Source organism: Streptomyces sp. NBC_00996, assembly GCF_045162675.1.
Taxonomy (GTDB): domain Bacteria; phylum Actinomycetota; class Actinomycetes; order Streptomycetales; family Streptomycetaceae; genus Streptomyces.
Window position 1 is genome coordinate 6,195,721 of the sequence record NZ_CP108723.1, and the last position, 14,394, is coordinate 6,210,114.

At 69.9% G+C, this 14,394-nt stretch carries 13 protein-coding genes; 5 read left to right on the plus strand and 8 right to left on the minus strand.

Annotated features, from left to right (window positions below; translation table 11 throughout):
• Positions 1-46 precede the first annotated feature (46 nt).
• The 3 genes from hpt (at position 47) to folE (ending at position 3,586) form a co-directional block, all read left to right on the plus strand.
• Positions 47-607: a hypoxanthine phosphoribosyltransferase gene (hpt, locus tag OG390_RS29140; protein ID WP_406172445.1), complete on the plus strand. Its 561-nt coding sequence runs from the start codon at positions 47-49 to the stop codon at positions 605-607.
• Positions 608-808: 201 nt separating this feature from the next.
• The gene (ftsH, locus tag OG390_RS29145; RefSeq protein WP_406177905.1) at positions 809-2,836 is read left to right on the plus strand and encodes an ATP-dependent zinc metalloprotease FtsH; all 2,028 of its coding nucleotides are present in this window, start codon (positions 809-811) and stop codon (positions 2,834-2,836) included.
• 144 nt (positions 2,837-2,980) lie between these two features.
• The gene (gene folE, locus OG390_RS29150) at positions 2,981-3,586 is read left to right on the plus strand and encodes a GTP cyclohydrolase I FolE (protein WP_406172446.1); all 606 of its coding nucleotides are present in this window, start codon (positions 2,981-2,983) and stop codon (positions 3,584-3,586) included.
• 113 nt (positions 3,587-3,699) lie between these two features.
• Here the strand turns inward: folE and OG390_RS29155 are convergent, their stop codons facing one another.
• The 6 genes from OG390_RS29155 to OG390_RS29180 form a co-directional block, all read right to left on the minus strand.
• Entirely contained in the window at positions 3,700-4,185 is a 486-nt protein-coding gene (locus tag OG390_RS29155; RefSeq protein WP_399075267.1) for a DUF3180 domain-containing protein, read from the minus strand.
• A gap of 49 nt (positions 4,186-4,234) precedes the next feature.
• The gene (gene folK / locus OG390_RS29160) at positions 4,235-4,846 is read right to left on the minus strand and encodes a 2-amino-4-hydroxy-6-hydroxymethyldihydropteridine diphosphokinase (RefSeq protein WP_406172447.1); all 612 of its coding nucleotides are present in this window, start codon (positions 4,844-4,846) and stop codon (positions 4,235-4,237) included.
• The gene (gene folB, locus OG390_RS29165) at positions 4,843-5,202 is read right to left on the minus strand and encodes a dihydroneopterin aldolase (protein WP_406172448.1); all 360 of its coding nucleotides are present in this window, start codon (positions 5,200-5,202) and stop codon (positions 4,843-4,845) included. Before folB ends, folK begins: the two co-directional genes overlap by 4 nt.
• A gap of 248 nt (positions 5,203-5,450) precedes the next feature.
• Positions 5,451-5,945 (minus strand): nuclear transport factor 2 family protein, encoded by a 495-nt coding sequence (locus OG390_RS29170; protein ID WP_406172449.1) that lies wholly within the window; start codon positions 5,943-5,945, stop codon positions 5,451-5,453.
• The gene (gene folP, locus OG390_RS29175; protein WP_406172450.1) at positions 5,942-6,850 is read right to left on the minus strand and encodes a dihydropteroate synthase; all 909 of its coding nucleotides are present in this window, start codon (positions 6,848-6,850) and stop codon (positions 5,942-5,944) included. Before folP ends, OG390_RS29170 begins: the two co-directional genes overlap by 4 nt.
• A 148-nt stretch (positions 6,851-6,998) precedes the next feature.
• Positions 6,999-8,804 (minus strand): phosphatidylglycerol lysyltransferase domain-containing protein, encoded by a 1,806-nt coding sequence (locus tag OG390_RS29180; RefSeq protein WP_406172451.1) that lies wholly within the window; start codon positions 8,802-8,804, stop codon positions 6,999-7,001.
• A gap of 226 nt (positions 8,805-9,030) precedes the next feature.
• Here OG390_RS29180 and OG390_RS29185 point away from each other — a divergent pair, with 226 nt between their 5' ends.
• Both OG390_RS29185 and OG390_RS29190 read left to right on the plus strand, forming a co-directional pair.
• Complete coding sequence (locus tag OG390_RS29185) at positions 9,031-10,152, plus strand: alpha/beta hydrolase (protein WP_406172452.1); 1,122 nt, start codon at positions 9,031-9,033, stop codon at positions 10,150-10,152.
• 762 nt (positions 10,153-10,914) lie between these two features.
• Positions 10,915-12,357, plus strand: a complete 1,443-nt coding sequence (locus OG390_RS29190; protein ID WP_406172453.1) for a hypothetical protein — start codon at positions 10,915-10,917, stop codon at positions 12,355-12,357.
• A 182-nt stretch (positions 12,358-12,539) separates the two neighbouring features.
• Here OG390_RS29190 and OG390_RS29195 read toward each other — a convergent pair whose 3' ends face one another.
• Both OG390_RS29195 and OG390_RS29200 read right to left on the minus strand, forming a co-directional pair.
• A complete protein-coding gene (locus tag OG390_RS29195) occupies positions 12,540-13,874 on the minus strand; it encodes a PH domain-containing protein (protein ID WP_406172454.1) in 1,335 nt (444 codons plus the stop codon).
• Entirely contained in the window at positions 13,871-14,365 is a 495-nt protein-coding gene (locus OG390_RS29200) for a PH domain-containing protein (protein WP_406172455.1), read from the minus strand. The genes OG390_RS29195 and OG390_RS29200 overlap by 4 nt, the downstream gene beginning before the upstream one ends.
• Positions 14,366-14,394 lie beyond the last annotated feature (29 nt).

A 14,394-nucleotide genomic window follows, 5' to 3' on the forward strand; every position in this document is an offset into this window, starting at 1 on the left:
GCGCGTGGGTGGTCCGAGCGGCCGGTGGGACGGACGACCGAAAGTGATGCGGGTGGACGCGAAAGACATGAGCACCGACCTCAAGTCGGTGCTCATCACCAAGGAAGAGATCGACGCCAAGCTGGCTGAGCTGGCATCGAAGATCGACGCGGAGTACGCGGGCAAGGACCTGCTGATCGTCGGTGTCCTCAAGGGCGCCGTGATGGTCATGGCGGACCTGGCGCGTGCGCTGTCCACCCCCGTCACCATGGACTGGATGGCCGTGTCCTCGTACGGCGCGGGCACCCAGTCCTCCGGTGTGGTGCGGATCCTCAAGGATCTCGACACCGACATCAAGGGCAAGCACGTCCTCATCGTCGAGGACATCATCGACTCCGGGCTGACCCTGTCCTGGCTGATCTCCAACCTCGGCTCCCGCGAGCCCGCCTCCCTCAAGGTGTGCACGCTGCTGCGCAAGCCGGAGGCGGCCAAGGTCGCGATCGACGTGGAGTGGGTCGGCTTCGACATCCCGAACGAGTTCGTCATCGGCTACGGCCTCGACTACGCGGAGAAGTACCGCAACCTTCCGTTCGTCGGTACGCTCGCGCCTCACGTCTACGGCGGCTGAGCACCCGCCCTTTCCGAGGGCGGCTCAGTCCCTGTAGGACGATCGGGAACCCCAGCGGGTTTCGCGCCGTTGGAGCATGCGTAGGCGGGAATGCCAGCAGTCCCCTGCGGCTTCGGGTGACAATGCTGGGGTACCGTCCGAAGAACAGTCTTTATCAAACTCACTATGGCAGGAGGGACGGGGCGGCACCGCTCCGTATGGATGGACGTGAAGCGATACTTCCGTGGGCCGGTCATGTGGATCGTGCTGGCCGTCCTTGCCGTGGTCGTGTTGATGCAGGTCGTCGGTTCGTCCGGCGGCTACAAGACGGTGGACACCGGCCAGGTCGTCCAGGCGATCAATGACAACAAGGTCGAGTCGGCCAAGATCACCACCGGCGACGAGCAGATCATCAAGGTCTCGCTCAAGGACGGCGTAAAGGTCGAAGGCAGCTCGAAGATCCAGTCGAGTTACATCGGCGACCAGGGCGTGGCCCTGGCCAACACACTGCAGGACAAGTACCAGAACAAGCAGATTCCGGACGGCTACACGGTCTCGCCGTCCAAGCAGAACCCGTTCGTCGGCATCCTGCTGTCTCTGCTTCCCTTCGTCCTCATCGTCGTCGTGTTCCTGTTCCTGATGAACCAGATGCAGGGCGGCGGCTCCCGAGTCATGAACTTCGGGAAGTCCAAGGCGAAGCTCATCACCAAGGACACCCCGAAGACGACGTTCGCGGACGTCGCGGGTTCGGACGAGGCGGTCGAGGAGCTCCAGGAGATCAAGGAGTTCCTCCAGGAGCCGGCGAAGTTCCAGGCCGTCGGGGCGAAGATCCCCAAGGGCGTGCTCCTGTACGGGCCTCCTGGTACCGGTAAGACGCTGCTCGCGCGCGCTGTCGCGGGCGAGGCCGGCGTTCCCTTCTACTCGATCTCCGGTTCCGACTTCGTCGAGATGTTCGTCGGTGTCGGTGCCTCCCGAGTCCGCGACCTGTTCGAGCAGGCCAAGGCGAATGCTCCGGCGATCGTCTTCGTCGACGAGATCGACGCGGTCGGCCGTCACCGCGGCGCCGGCCTCGGCGGCGGTCACGACGAGCGCGAGCAGACGCTGAACCAGCTGCTCGTCGAGATGGACGGCTTCGACGTGAAGGGCGGCGTCATCCTGATCGCCGCCACCAACCGGCCCGACATCCTCGACCCGGCCCTCCTGCGCCCCGGCCGCTTCGACCGCCAGATCGCGGTCGACCGCCCGGACATGCAGGGCCGTCTGGAGATCCTCAAGGTTCACCAGAAGGGCAAGCCGGTCGCTCCGGACGTCGACCTGTCGGCGGTCGCCCGGCGTACGCCGGGCTTCACGGGCGCGGACCTGTCGAACGTGCTGAACGAAGCGGCGCTGCTCACCGCGCGTGGCAACGGCAAGCTGATCGACAACAACATGCTCGACGAGGCGATCGACCGTGTGGTCGCGGGCCCGCAGAAGCGGACCCGGATCATGTCGGACAAGGAGAAGAAGATCACCGCGTACCACGAGGGCGGTCACGCCCTGGTCGCGGCGGCGTCTCCGAACTCCGACCCGGTCCACAAGATCACGATCCTGTCGCGCGGCCGTGCCCTCGGCTACACGATGGTCCTGCCGGACGAGGACAAGTACTCCACGACCCGCAACGAGATGCTCGACCAGCTGGCATACATGCTGGGCGGGCGTGCGGCCGAGGAGCTCGTCTTCCACGACCCGACCACCGGCGCTGCGAACGACATCGAGAAGGCCACCGCAACGGCCCGCGCGATGGTCACGCAGTACGGCATGACCGAGCGTCTCGGCGCGATCAAGTTCGGCGGCGACAACACCGAGCCCTTCCTGGGCCGGGAGATGGCGCACCCGCGCGACTACTCGGAAGAGGTCGCCGCGCTCGTCGACGAAGAGGTCAAGAAGCTCATCGAGAATGCGCACAACGAGGCCTGGGAGATCCTGGTCGAGAACCGCGACGTCCTCGACCAGCTGGTGCTCCAGCTGCTGGAGAAGGAGACACTGAACAAGGAGCAGATCGCCGAGGTCTTCGCTCCCATCGTCAAGCGCCCGGCCCGCCCCGCGTGGACCGGCTCCTCCCGCCGCACCCCGTCCACCCGCCCGCCGGTGCTCTCCCCCAAGGAGCTGTCACTGACGAACGGGGCGAACGGCTCGTCGCCGGCCATCGCCAACGCGACGGAATCGGTCCCGGCCGCCGAGGCGGCTCCGGATGACCGCACCGAGAGCTGATTCCCGGCTCCCGGTGGCCTCACCAGGCCCGGAATTAATGCCGCACCCCCCAGGTTTTAGCCTGGAGGGTGCGGCATTTTGGTGTGCCCGCATGCTTGGGGCGCGTCGACTGGCACGCGCAAGATCCACAGGAACGAGGACCAGATGACCGACCCCGTGACGCTGGACGGCGAGGGCACGATCGGCGAATTCGACGAGAAGCGCGCCGAGAACGCCGTACGAGAGTTGCTGATCGCGGTCGGCGAGGACCCGGACCGCGAGGGCCTCAGGGAGACGCCGGGGAGGGTGGCTCGTGCGTACAAGGAGTTGTTTGCCGGGCTGAGGCAGGTTCCGGAGGACGTACTGACGACGACGTTCGACCTTGGGCACGACGAGATGGTCCTGGTCAAGGACATCGAAATTGTCAGCTTGTGCGAGCATCATCTGCTGCCGTTCCACGGGGTGGCCCACGTCGGATACATCCCGGCGGACACCGGCAAGATCACCGGCCTGTCGAAACTCGCCCGCCTTGTCGAGGTGTTTGCGCGTCGTCCCCAGGTACAGGAACGACTCACCACGCAGATCGCCGACTCACTGATGCGGATCCTTGAGGCGCGTGGCGCGATCGTCGTCATCGAGGCCGAACACATGTGCATGTCGGTGCGCGGTATTCGCAAGCCGGGAGCCAAGACCACGACCTCTGCAGTACGTGGGCAGCTTCGGGATGCTACGACCCGCGCTGAGGCGATGAGCCTGATACTGGCGCGCTGACCCGATTGTCAGTGATGTCCGATACGGTCCCCGATCAGTGAACTTGATCGCTGATCAAGGGGGATCGTGGTGGGGTGCGGGGTGCCCAGCGGTCAGACGGTGAACGTGGTGGGCTACGCCACGGGAGCCGTCCCGCCGTTGTTCTCGTCGTCCTCGGGGAGCTTGCAGACGCGTTCCAGGAAGAAGCCGGCCGCTATGACGCCGATGCCGGCGACGACGGAGAGGCCGGCGTAGATGGCCTGGTCGCGGCGGGCGGGGATGTCCAGGGATTCCAGCAGGAATACGCCCGTGCCGCCGTACATCCCGGCGACCAGGGCGGCGACCAGGGCGCTCGCCTGCCCGAAGACGACCGCGCGGGCCGCCATCAGCGGGTCGACGCCCTTGGCGCCGGGGCGGCGCTCGCGCTGGGCCTTGAGCCGGGCGCGCAGCGAGAGCGCCGTCGCCAGCAGGACGACCGCGATCAGGGCCAGGACGATGGGGGCGGCGAGGGGGACCCGGGGGAGCGTGCCCACCGCGTTCCACAGGCGGGCGCCCGCCCAGGACAGGACACCGGCCACGACGAACACGGCCACCAGCGTCCTGATGCGCAGCTGTTTCACTTTGCCCCTTCGGTCATCCGCGGCCTGATGGTCGTCTTGACCTTAACGACTACTCGGGCAGCCGGAGTTCCAGGTCGGCGCGGGGCGCGATGCCGTCCCGGGTGATCGTCGCGAGGAGCTGGGCGACGGGGCCGCGGCCCGGCAGTTGGGCCTCGGGCTCCACGTCGTGCCAGGGGGCGAGGACGAAGGCCCTCTCGTGGGCGCGCGGGTGAGGGAGGGTCAGAACCGGGTCGTCGGAGACGACATCGGCGTACGCCACGATGTCGACGTCGATAGTGCGCGGGCCCCAGCGCTCGTCCCGTACACGGTGGAAGGCTTCCTCGACCGCGTGCGCCCGCTCCAGGAGCGAGGACGGGGGGAGGGTGGTCTTGAGGACCACCACCGCGTTGAAGTACGTCGGCTGGCTGCCCGGTTCGACGCCCCAGGGCTCGGTCTCGTAGACGGGGGAGACCGCTTTGACGCGGACGCCGGGCGTGTCCTCCAGCGCGTCGATGGCGCCCTGGAGGGTCTCCAGACGATTGCCCAGGTTCGCGCCGAGGGAGATCACCGCGCGTTTGGGGTTCTGCAGGGTCGTGTCGGCGGCGTCCACCTGCTTCACCACGGAGGCGGGTACCGGCTGTACGGTCGGGTCGCTCTGACCCTCGGTGTAGAAGGCGGTCATACTCGGCTCCGGGTGATGGTGACGGTCACGTCGTCGAAGGGGACCGTGATCGGCGCGTCCGGTTTGTGGACGCAGACCTCGACCTCCTGAACTCCGTCGTGTTTGAGACATGCCTGGGCGATGCGCTCGGCGAGCGTCTCGATGAGGTCGACGGGCTCGCCCTGGACGACGGCGACGACCTCCTCTGCCACGATGCCGTAGTGCACGGTCTTCGCCAGGTCGTCGTCGGCCGCGGCCGGCCGGGTGTCCAGGCCCAGCGTCAGGTCCACGATGAAGGTCTGGCCCTCCTCGCGTTCCCTCTGGAAGACACCGTGGTGCCCGCGGGCCTTGAGGCCGCGCAGCGCGACACGATCCACGCGAATCACTCCTGCAATCGTCGGTAGCGGCCATCGTGAACCGAGTGCGGTCGGCACACCAGCCTCAAACGAATCTACCTGCGGGCACTGACAACGTTCGCCCACGGGGACGCGCGCCCGGGCGAAGGCCATCAGGCTTCACCGGGCGTTTCCCCTGGGGAACACGGCGGCTCACGGGTTGGTAGCCGCCCCTACCCCGAGGTTCGTGATTCCAACCACTTCTTGGTTCCTGTGAGTCGACTACCCACTCAACCGGAGGTGTCGTCGTCCTCTTCCTCGCCGGACTCGGCGAGGACGGGGGAGGCGTGGTGCGACCAGAGCTTCCAGCCGTCGGCTGTGCGGCGGAACACATTCGTGGCGACCACCAGCTGGCCCACGAGCGGGCCGAGCTCGTCGCTGTCGTCGGGGGTGGGACCGCCGCTGAGGATGTTCTCCGTGCAGGTGACCAGCGCCATGCCGCCGGTGACGGAGACGTGCACGTCGGTGAGGAAGAACTGGATGTAGTCCGTGTTCGCCATGATCAGCGCGTACGAGCGCAGCACCTCGCCGCGACCGTTGAGGACGGGCCAGCCGGGGTGGACGCAGGAGATCACCGCGCCCTCGCCCTCGACGTCGTCCTCGGACGTGTCCAGCGGGGCCAGCCACAGCGAGGACAGCAGTTCGAAGTCGCCCCGCTCCATGGCCTCGTAGAACGCCGTGTTGGCGAGTTCGACCTGTTCGACGTCGGTGTGGGGGGTGCTCACCGGGCTCCCTCTGCGGCCTGGGCCTCCGTGTCCGGTGCCCCCGCCGCGCGGGCGCCCTCGACGGCCCGGGCGACGCGGACGGCATCGGCGGTGGCCCGTACCTCGTGGACGCGGACGGCCCACGCGCCCTGCTGGGCGGCGAGCGCGGAGACGGCGGCGGTCGCGGCGTCCCGTTCGCGCGCGGGCGGCGGGGCGCCCTCCGGGCCGGCCAGTACGCGGCCCAGGAACCGCTTGCGGGACGCGGCGACGAGCAGCGGGTGACCGAGTTCACTCAGCCGGTCGAGGTGGGCCAGGAGCGCCAGGTCGTGCTCGGGGTCCTTGGAGAAGCCGAGACCCGGGTCGACGACGATGCGGTCGGGGGCGATGCCGCCCGCCAGAACGGCCTCCACGCGTGCGTGCAGTTCGTCGATCACTTCGCACACGACGTTCTCGTACGACCCCTTCACGTTGCCACCCTGCAGGAAGCCGCGCCAGTGCATGACCACGAAGGGGGCGCCGGTCGCCGCGACCGCGGGGATCATCGCGGGATCGGCGAGGCCGCCGCTGACGTCGTTGACCAGGGCGGCGCCCGCGGCGAGCGACTGCTCGGCGACGCTCGCGCGCATGGTGTCGACGGAGACGGTGACGCCCTCGGAGGCGAGGCCGCGGACCACCGGGATGACGCGCTTGAGTTCCTCCGCCTCGTCGACGCGGGTGGCGCCGGGGCGGGTGGACTCGCCGCCGACGTCCACGAGGTCGGCGCCCTCGCTGACCAGGCCGAGGCCGTGCTTGACGGCGGCTGTCGTGTCGAACCAGCGGCCGCCGTCGGAGAAGGAATCGGGGGTTACGTTGACGACGCCCATGACCGCGCAGCGGTCCCATGCCGGCAGTCCCGCGACTCGGCCGCGCCCGCGCTCATTGCTCATACGTCCAGCCTAGGCCTCCGGCGGGGGGCCGAATCGCCTCCGGGAGGCTCACTCGGTTCGACCGACCGCCAGGTATTTCGGCGGGCGGCCTGAGCGAGGGCCCAGGGCTGGGCGGTTCGGGCCCTCGCTCAGGCCTGTTCCTGGGTGCCTACGCCGCCCTGATCCCGTGCTCCGCCACCGCGTGCGCGCACGGGCGCGGCGTCGGCGTCCGGCGGCGCAGCAGGCGCGGCAGCGCCAGGTTCACGAAGCCCTCGGCCTGCATGGCGGCGAAGCCGATGCGCGGGAGGTCGCGGGAGGAGCCGTAGACGACGAAGCGGGGCTCCCAGCGCGGGCGGAACTTGGCGTTGAACTTGTACAGGGACTCGATCTGGAACCAGCGCGAGAGGAAGACCAGCAGGCCCCGCCAGGCGCGCAGCACGGGTCCCGCGCCGATCTTCTCGCCGCGGGCGAGGGCCGAGCGGAACATCGCGAAGTTGAGTGAGATTCGCCGGATGCCGAGGCGGGGAGCCGCCTGGAGCGCCGCCACGATGAGGAGTTCGTTCATGCCGGGGTCGGCCGAGCGGTCCCGGCGCATGAGGTCGAGCGAGACGCCGTCCGTGCCCCAGGGGACGAAGTGCAGGACGGCCTTCAGGTCGCCGTACGGGCCGGGTTCGGCGTCGGCCTTGTGGGCGGTGGCGATCAGACAGTCCCCGTCGGCCGGGTCGCCGATGCGGCCGAGCGCCATGGAGAAGCCGCGCTCGGTGTCCGTGCCGCGCCAGTCCTCCGCCGCGCGACGTATGCGGTCCAGTTCCCCCTCGCCGAGGTCACGGATGCGCCGTACCCGCGTCTCGTAACCAGCCCTCTCGATGCGTTTCACCATCTGGCGCACATTTCGCATCGCGCGCCCGGCCAGGGAGAAATCCGCGACATCCACCACCGCCTCGTCACCCAGTTCGAGGGCGTCCAGACCGGTCTCGCGGGTCCACACCTCGCCGCCCGTCTCGGAGCAGCCCATGACGGCGGGCGTCCAGGAGTGTGCTCTGGCCTCGTCCATGAAGCGCTCGATCGCGCCGGGCCAGGCCTCCACGTCGCCGATCGGGTCGCCGCTGGCCAGCATCACGCCCGACACGACGCGGTACGTCACCGCCGCCTTGCCACTGGGCGAGAAGACGACGGCCTTGTCGCGGCGGAGCGCGAAGTGGCCCAGCGAATCGCGGCCGCCGTGCTTCTCCAGGAGGGCCCGCAGCCGGTTCTCGTCGTCCTCCGTGAGGCGTGCGGCGGGGTGTTCGGGCCGGAAGGCCAGGTAGATGGTCGTAACGGCGGTCAGCCAGCCGAGCGCGCCGAGCGAGAAGGCGACCGTCCAGGACGTGGGGTCGGTGTAGTCGACGGGTCCTTCGAAGCCGACCAGGCCGTACAGGACGTGGGTGATGCGGTCGGCCAGACTGGGGTCGCCGATCATGTGGTTCTCGTGGACGCTGACGATGACGAGCCCGAGGACCAGGGAACCGGCGCCCATGAGCACGAAGTTGGCGAGCGCGCGCCAGCGGCTGCGCGGATCGGGCAGGGCCGCGAATTCGCCTCGGTGGCGCAGCAGCGGTGCGAGCAGCGCCAGGGAGATGACGGCGCCGATGAGGGAGTGGCGGTACGCGAACTGCGCGACGGCACCGGCCGGCAGCAGTACGGCGGCGGCCCGCCATGCCCGGCGCTTGCGTCGCCGCAGCCCGTGAGCCAGCAGCAGAAGAAGCACGCCGGTACTGAGCGACAGCGCGGCGGCGAACGGGCCGAACGAGCCGGGCAGTACCTCGGCCAGGGCGTGCATGCGGCTGCGCCGGAAGCGCGGGAAGACGCCGGCGGCGATGTCCAGGAGTCCGACGAGCGTGCAGGCCCTGGCGACCAGGGCGGGGACGGCCTCCGGGCGCGGACCGCGGACTATGCGCCGTGACCGGCCAGTTCGGCTCGGAACCTCGCCCGACATTTCCCCATCTATCCTGACAGACATCGCATCCCGTAGTTCTGCGAGAGACCTTGAATCCGGTGCCAATTCCGGCATCCGGCGACATTGCGCCCTCTAGGACGGTGTCTTGGGGAGACAGGTTCACTCCCTTCCGGAAAGCCGGTTCAAAAGGCAAGGAAAGTCCGGGGCAAGCGCACGCGAAGGAGCTGCGCAGGCCGGGGACGGAAAGCGCAGGCGGGAACAGCTCATGGGTCTCACGAGCAACAAGGTTCTGGTGCTGGCGGTCCTGCTCGCCGTGCTGCTGTTCGTCGGCACGGTGTGGTGGTGGCCATGGCTGGCACGGCGCAACTGGCGGGCCGTCAGCGGACGGGTCGGCCTGTTGCTGGCCACCCAGGTGGCGATCTTCGCCTCGATCGGCCTCTTCGCCAACCAGGCGTTCGGGTTCTACGCCAGCTGGGCGGACCTCTTCGGGCAGGAGAGCGGCGAGGGGGTGGTCATCGACCACAACGGCTCGGGCGGCGGCCCCCTCCAAGTGGTCGACACCCAGCAGGTGAATGTGTCGGGCGGTTCCCGGCCGCAGATCGGCGGCCAGATCCAGAAGGTCGACATCGTCGGCCGTACGACGCACATCGCCACTCCGGCGTACGTCTATCTCCCCCCGGAGTACTTCCAGCCGCAGTACCGCACCCGTACCTTCCCCGCCGCCACCGTCCTGACCGGCTACCCCGGCACCGCCGAGGCGCTCATCAAGGGGCTGCACTACCCGCAGACGGCCCACGAGATGGCCAAGAACGGCAAGATGCAGCCGATGATCCTCGTCATGCTGCGGCCGACCGTCGCGCCCCCGAGGGACACCGAGTGCGTCGACATCCCCGGCGGCCCGCAGGCCGAGTCGTTCTTCGCCAAGGACCTCCCCGACGCCGTGTCGGCCCACTACAGGGTGGGCAGGAAACCCGGCAGCTGGGGCATCATCGGCGACTCCACGGGCGGCTACTGCGCGCTGAAGCTCGCCATCCACCACCCCGAGGTGTACGCCGCCGGCGCGGGCCTTTCGCCGTACTACAAGGCACCGATCGACCCCACGACGGGCGACCTCTTCCAGGGGAACAAGGCACTGCAGAACAGCGCCGACCTGCGGTGGTACCTGAAGAACAAGCCCGCGCCCGACACCTCGCTGCTCGTCAGCAGCAGCAAGCTGGGCGAGGCCAACTACAAGGCCACGCTCGGCTTCATAGACCTCGTGAAGTCCAAGCAGCTCACCCGGATCTCGTCGATCATCCTCGACAGCGGCGGCCACAACTTCAACACATGGCGGCGGGAGATCCCGGCGACACTGCAGTGGATCAGCGGGAGGTTGAGCGACCGCTGATCCATGAACCCCGGCTGGAGAAGGAGGCCATGCACGGCGTCCCCGAATACGCGGCGACGCCCGCGGAATTCCTCAACCTGAAGGGGAACGGACGAAACGCGAAGGCGGTCGCCTCCAGTGGATGCCGACGCCACGGTCGCCACGCCGAAGAAGCCGGCCGGGCGGATGGGCCTGAAGGTGCTGCCCGCCGGCGGCGCGGTCGACCAGAACGCGTTCGCGGTGAGCTCCGAATTCGCGAAGAAGCGCGCAGCCTCAAGGCCCTTTCGGATCTCGGGAAGTCGGGCCTCGAGCTCGCGATCGCGGTCGCCGGCGAATGCGAGACGCGGCCCCTGTGTGCGCAGGGGCCGAAGAGGACGTAGGGAATCGATATCTCCGGAATCGACCCCCAGGGTGTCGGTACGACGCGGCCCAGCAGGCGGTCAAGAACGGCACGGACCACGAATGATCTTGTGGAACTCGACCGGAACGTCGACGCGGAGTGCCGGAAGGAGGCGGATGTCGCCAAGGAGTATCCGCAGTCGAAGAAGTATCCGCAATCGAGGGGTTTGATCAAGAAGTAGCCGCACGCCGAAGGATAAGTGGCCGCGCGTCGGGAGAAGGGGTCGCCCCGGCGGGAAGTGGTGGTGGACGAGGGAACAAGCGACCCTTCTGGGACGTGCGGCGGGCCTTGTGGACGGCTGAGGTGGTGTGAAGGCTGCGGGATGGCTGTGTTTTTACCGCGCGGGACACCAAGATTCGCCTACGCGCGGTAAGTTTCTGGCCATGCCACGTGGACGTCACCGCCATTCCCCGCCTTTGCACAGGCTGCTGCCTCCTTCGGCGATCGCAGGCGTCTCGCTCGTCTGCGCCGTGGGGCCCTGGCTGTTCACGGAGCCGCTGGTGCTCCGTGGGCTGGCCGCGGGTGCCGCGGTGACGGCGGTCGTCGGCGCGGTCGTCATGCGCCGCTGGGACACCGCGGCGGGCAAGCGCGTCGCGGACCTCACGCGCGCGCGGGCGAGTGACGAGTGGCGTCACGAGGAGCGCGTCGCCGAGCTGGAGACCGACCTCGACGAGTCGCGCGAGCTGCGCACCAAGCTGGAGCACAAACTGCGCGCGAAGCGCACGGAGTTGGCGGGCCTGCGCAACGAGCACGCGGCGCTGCTGCGGCGGTACGCCACGGCGGAGACGGAGCGGGCGAGCGCCCTGGAGGGGCGCCGACAGCTCGCTATAGAGGCGTCGACTCCGGCCCGTGCGCTGCCCGCCGCGCGGACGGCGTCGGCGGAGCCGGAGGCACCGGGAGCGCCGGCCTCCCCGGAAGCGCCGGGCTCTGCGGACGCGGTGGCTTCTTCGGAGGCGGCCGAGGTGGCGCAGGGGTCCGAGGGCACGGCCGCCACGAGCGCGTCGACGGCCACCGAAGCGGAGGCTGCCGCCTCCGAGGATTCGGAAGCCTCCGAGGCCTCGGTGGCGACGGACGATCCGGCGTCTGCCGAGGTCTTCTCCCCGGCCGGGTCGTCGCTCTTCCTGCGGGCCGACGCGGCGTTGAGCCGGATCGTGAGCGGCGCTGCGGAGGAGGAGGCCGCGGAGGCCTCGTCACCGGCCTCGGCGCCGGCCGAGTCGGTCGAGGCCGACCCGGCGAAGTCCCACTCTGCGCAGTCCCCCTCGGTGATGGGCGAGCCCGTGAGTGGTGAGTCCGCGGAGGCCGAGCCCCCGAAGGGCGGCTCCGCCGAGGCGGGCCCCTCCGCGGACGCCGCCGTGGAGGAGGGCGAGGCGCAGGGGAAGCCCGAGGCGGTCGACGGGCATCAGCGCGCGGCCGCCGAGGCGAAGCCCTCCCAGCCCTCCCAGCCGTCGCAGGCGTCTGCGTCCTCCAAGTCGCCGCGGGGTTCGAAGCCCGCGGCGCCCGCGACGCCGTCCGGGCACTTCACGGTGCCGACAGCGGTGGCCGTCGTACCGGCCGCGCCCGTGCGGCGGCCGTCGGTCGAGGGCGGGTTCGACTTCTTCGGTACGCAGAAGGAGTCGTCCGCGGCAGCGCTGGAGGCCGTACAGAACGAGGACCTCGCGGACGTGGTCGGCCAGGAGGCGCTCGCCCTGCACAAGGCCGAGGCCGAGGCCGGGTTCAAGCGCGCGGACGAGGGCTCCCGCAGCGTGGGTCACCAGGTCATCGACCTGACCGCCCACGACGAGACGGAACAGATCGACGTGGCGGGTTTGCGGAGCGCGGCTTCCTGACCGGGGCGCCGTACTGACTGTGGTCATACCTACGGCAAGGGACGGCAGCCCACCCTCGACGGTCGTACCTGCGGGCAGGAGTGCCGCTGGGGCGGCACCCTGCAAGAGCCGGTTAACCACACCCCCCGACGCCGACTGCCACGCGGGGCACCCACGAACCAGGCGTCATGGGGTGGCAGCCGTCACGCCATCCACCGATCGGGCCGAGCCTCCCGCCGCCCCGTACGGGACCGGTCGGCCTGGGCCCGAAGGAGCTCCGCCGCCGCGGAGGCGTCCCGCAGCCGCGCCGTCACCGTCTTGTCGGCCCCCGTGTCGACATGCACGTCGGCGACCCCCTTGAGCCGTTCCCACGGCCCCTGCGTCAGCCGCACGCTCTGCACCTTCGCGTGCGGCACGAGCGAGAGGCTGCGGCGCAGCAACCCGTGCCGCGCCGCGAAGACGGTGTCGGTGACCGCGAGCCCGTATCCCCGCCACCAGAACGGCACACACCAGCCGGCCCGCCGCGGCGGCCGGGACAAGGACGTCGGCACCATCACCCCCGGCAGCACCCGCGCTATCACCGACCCGGCGGCCTCGCGCGGAGCGACGGGCACGAGCACGGAGTTCGACGACCCGGCCACGTCCAGCTCGACGCGCACCCACCCGCGCCGCCGCCACAACAGCGGCTCCACGATCCGTACGGTCTGTACGCGTCCCGGCGGCACCGTCTCGTGCGTACGGTCGAGGAGCCCGTGGTCGATGCGGAGCCCGTCCGGCGATTCGCCCACCGTCCAGTCGTACTCGCCGACGAACCGCCCCACACTGCTCGCGCCCGCCGCGCCGAGCAGTGGTACCCCGGTCGCGAGGACCGTCCACACGCTGTGGGTGGCGAGCCACAGCACGGGGGGTACGACGAGTGCGGCGGCCAATGAGCCCCAGGTGGCACCGGTGAGCACCAGGGAAACGGCCAGCACGCGCGCGGGGACGTGCAGCAGCTGCCGTACCGGCGCCTCGCCGACCTCGTGCGCGGTCTCCGGGGCGAAACCGGCCGCGCGGGCAAGGAGTTCGGCGCGCAGCGCGCGGGCCTCGCCCTCACCCAGGTACGCCAGTTCGTCCTTCTTGTCCGTTCCGATGACGTCGAGTTTGAGCTTGGCGACGCCCGCGACACGGGCCAGCAGAGGCTGGGTGACGTCGACGGCCTGGAGCCGGTCGAGCCGGATGTGCGCGGTGCGGCGGAACAACAGGCCGGTGCGTATGCGCAGTTCGGTGTCGGTGACCGCGAAGTGCGTGAACCACCAGCTCAGGAAGCCGTAGAGGGCGGCACCGGGGACGAACACGGCGAGCCCGACGAGCAGTGCGGTGGTCGTGAGCCTGGTGAGCTGCTCCTGCGCCTGGTTGGGGTCGTGGACCGCCCAGCCGGCGATCACGGCGACCGGCGCCCAGGCCCGCCGGAACGGCGTCACCGGGTGCAGCCGCCGCTCGACCAGCGGCTTCTCCTCCCGTACGGCGTCCGCCGTGCCCGGCGTCGGCGTCGTCACAGCCCCGCCGATCGTGCCTCGCCCAGCTCGGTCAGCCGGTCCCGCAGCCGCTCGGCCTCGGCCGGGTCGAGACCCGGAATGCACGCGTCGGTCGCCGCGGCCGCCGTGTGCAACTGCACGCTCGCGAGTCCGAAGTGCCGCTCGACGGGCCCGGAGGTCACCTCGACCAGCTGCATCCGCCCGTACGGGACCACGGTCTCCTCGCGCCACAGCACACCCCGGCTGATCAGCAGGTCGTCCGCGCGCTCGGTGTACCGCCAGGAGCGCCAGTTGCGCCCGAGCATGCGCCAGCCCCAGGCCATCAGGGCGAGCGGCAGCAGGGCGAAGGCCGCCGAGACCGGCCCGGCGAGCAGCCCGAGCAGCAGCCCCACGGCGAGAGTCAGCAGCCCCAGCCACACCACCAGCAACAGCCGTCGCATCCGCAGCAGCCCCGGGGGCAGTCCGGTCCAGACCGGGCCCGCATCGGCGTTTTCCATGGTCCCCGTCTCCATGTGGCAAGCGTACGTACGAGAGACTGTTC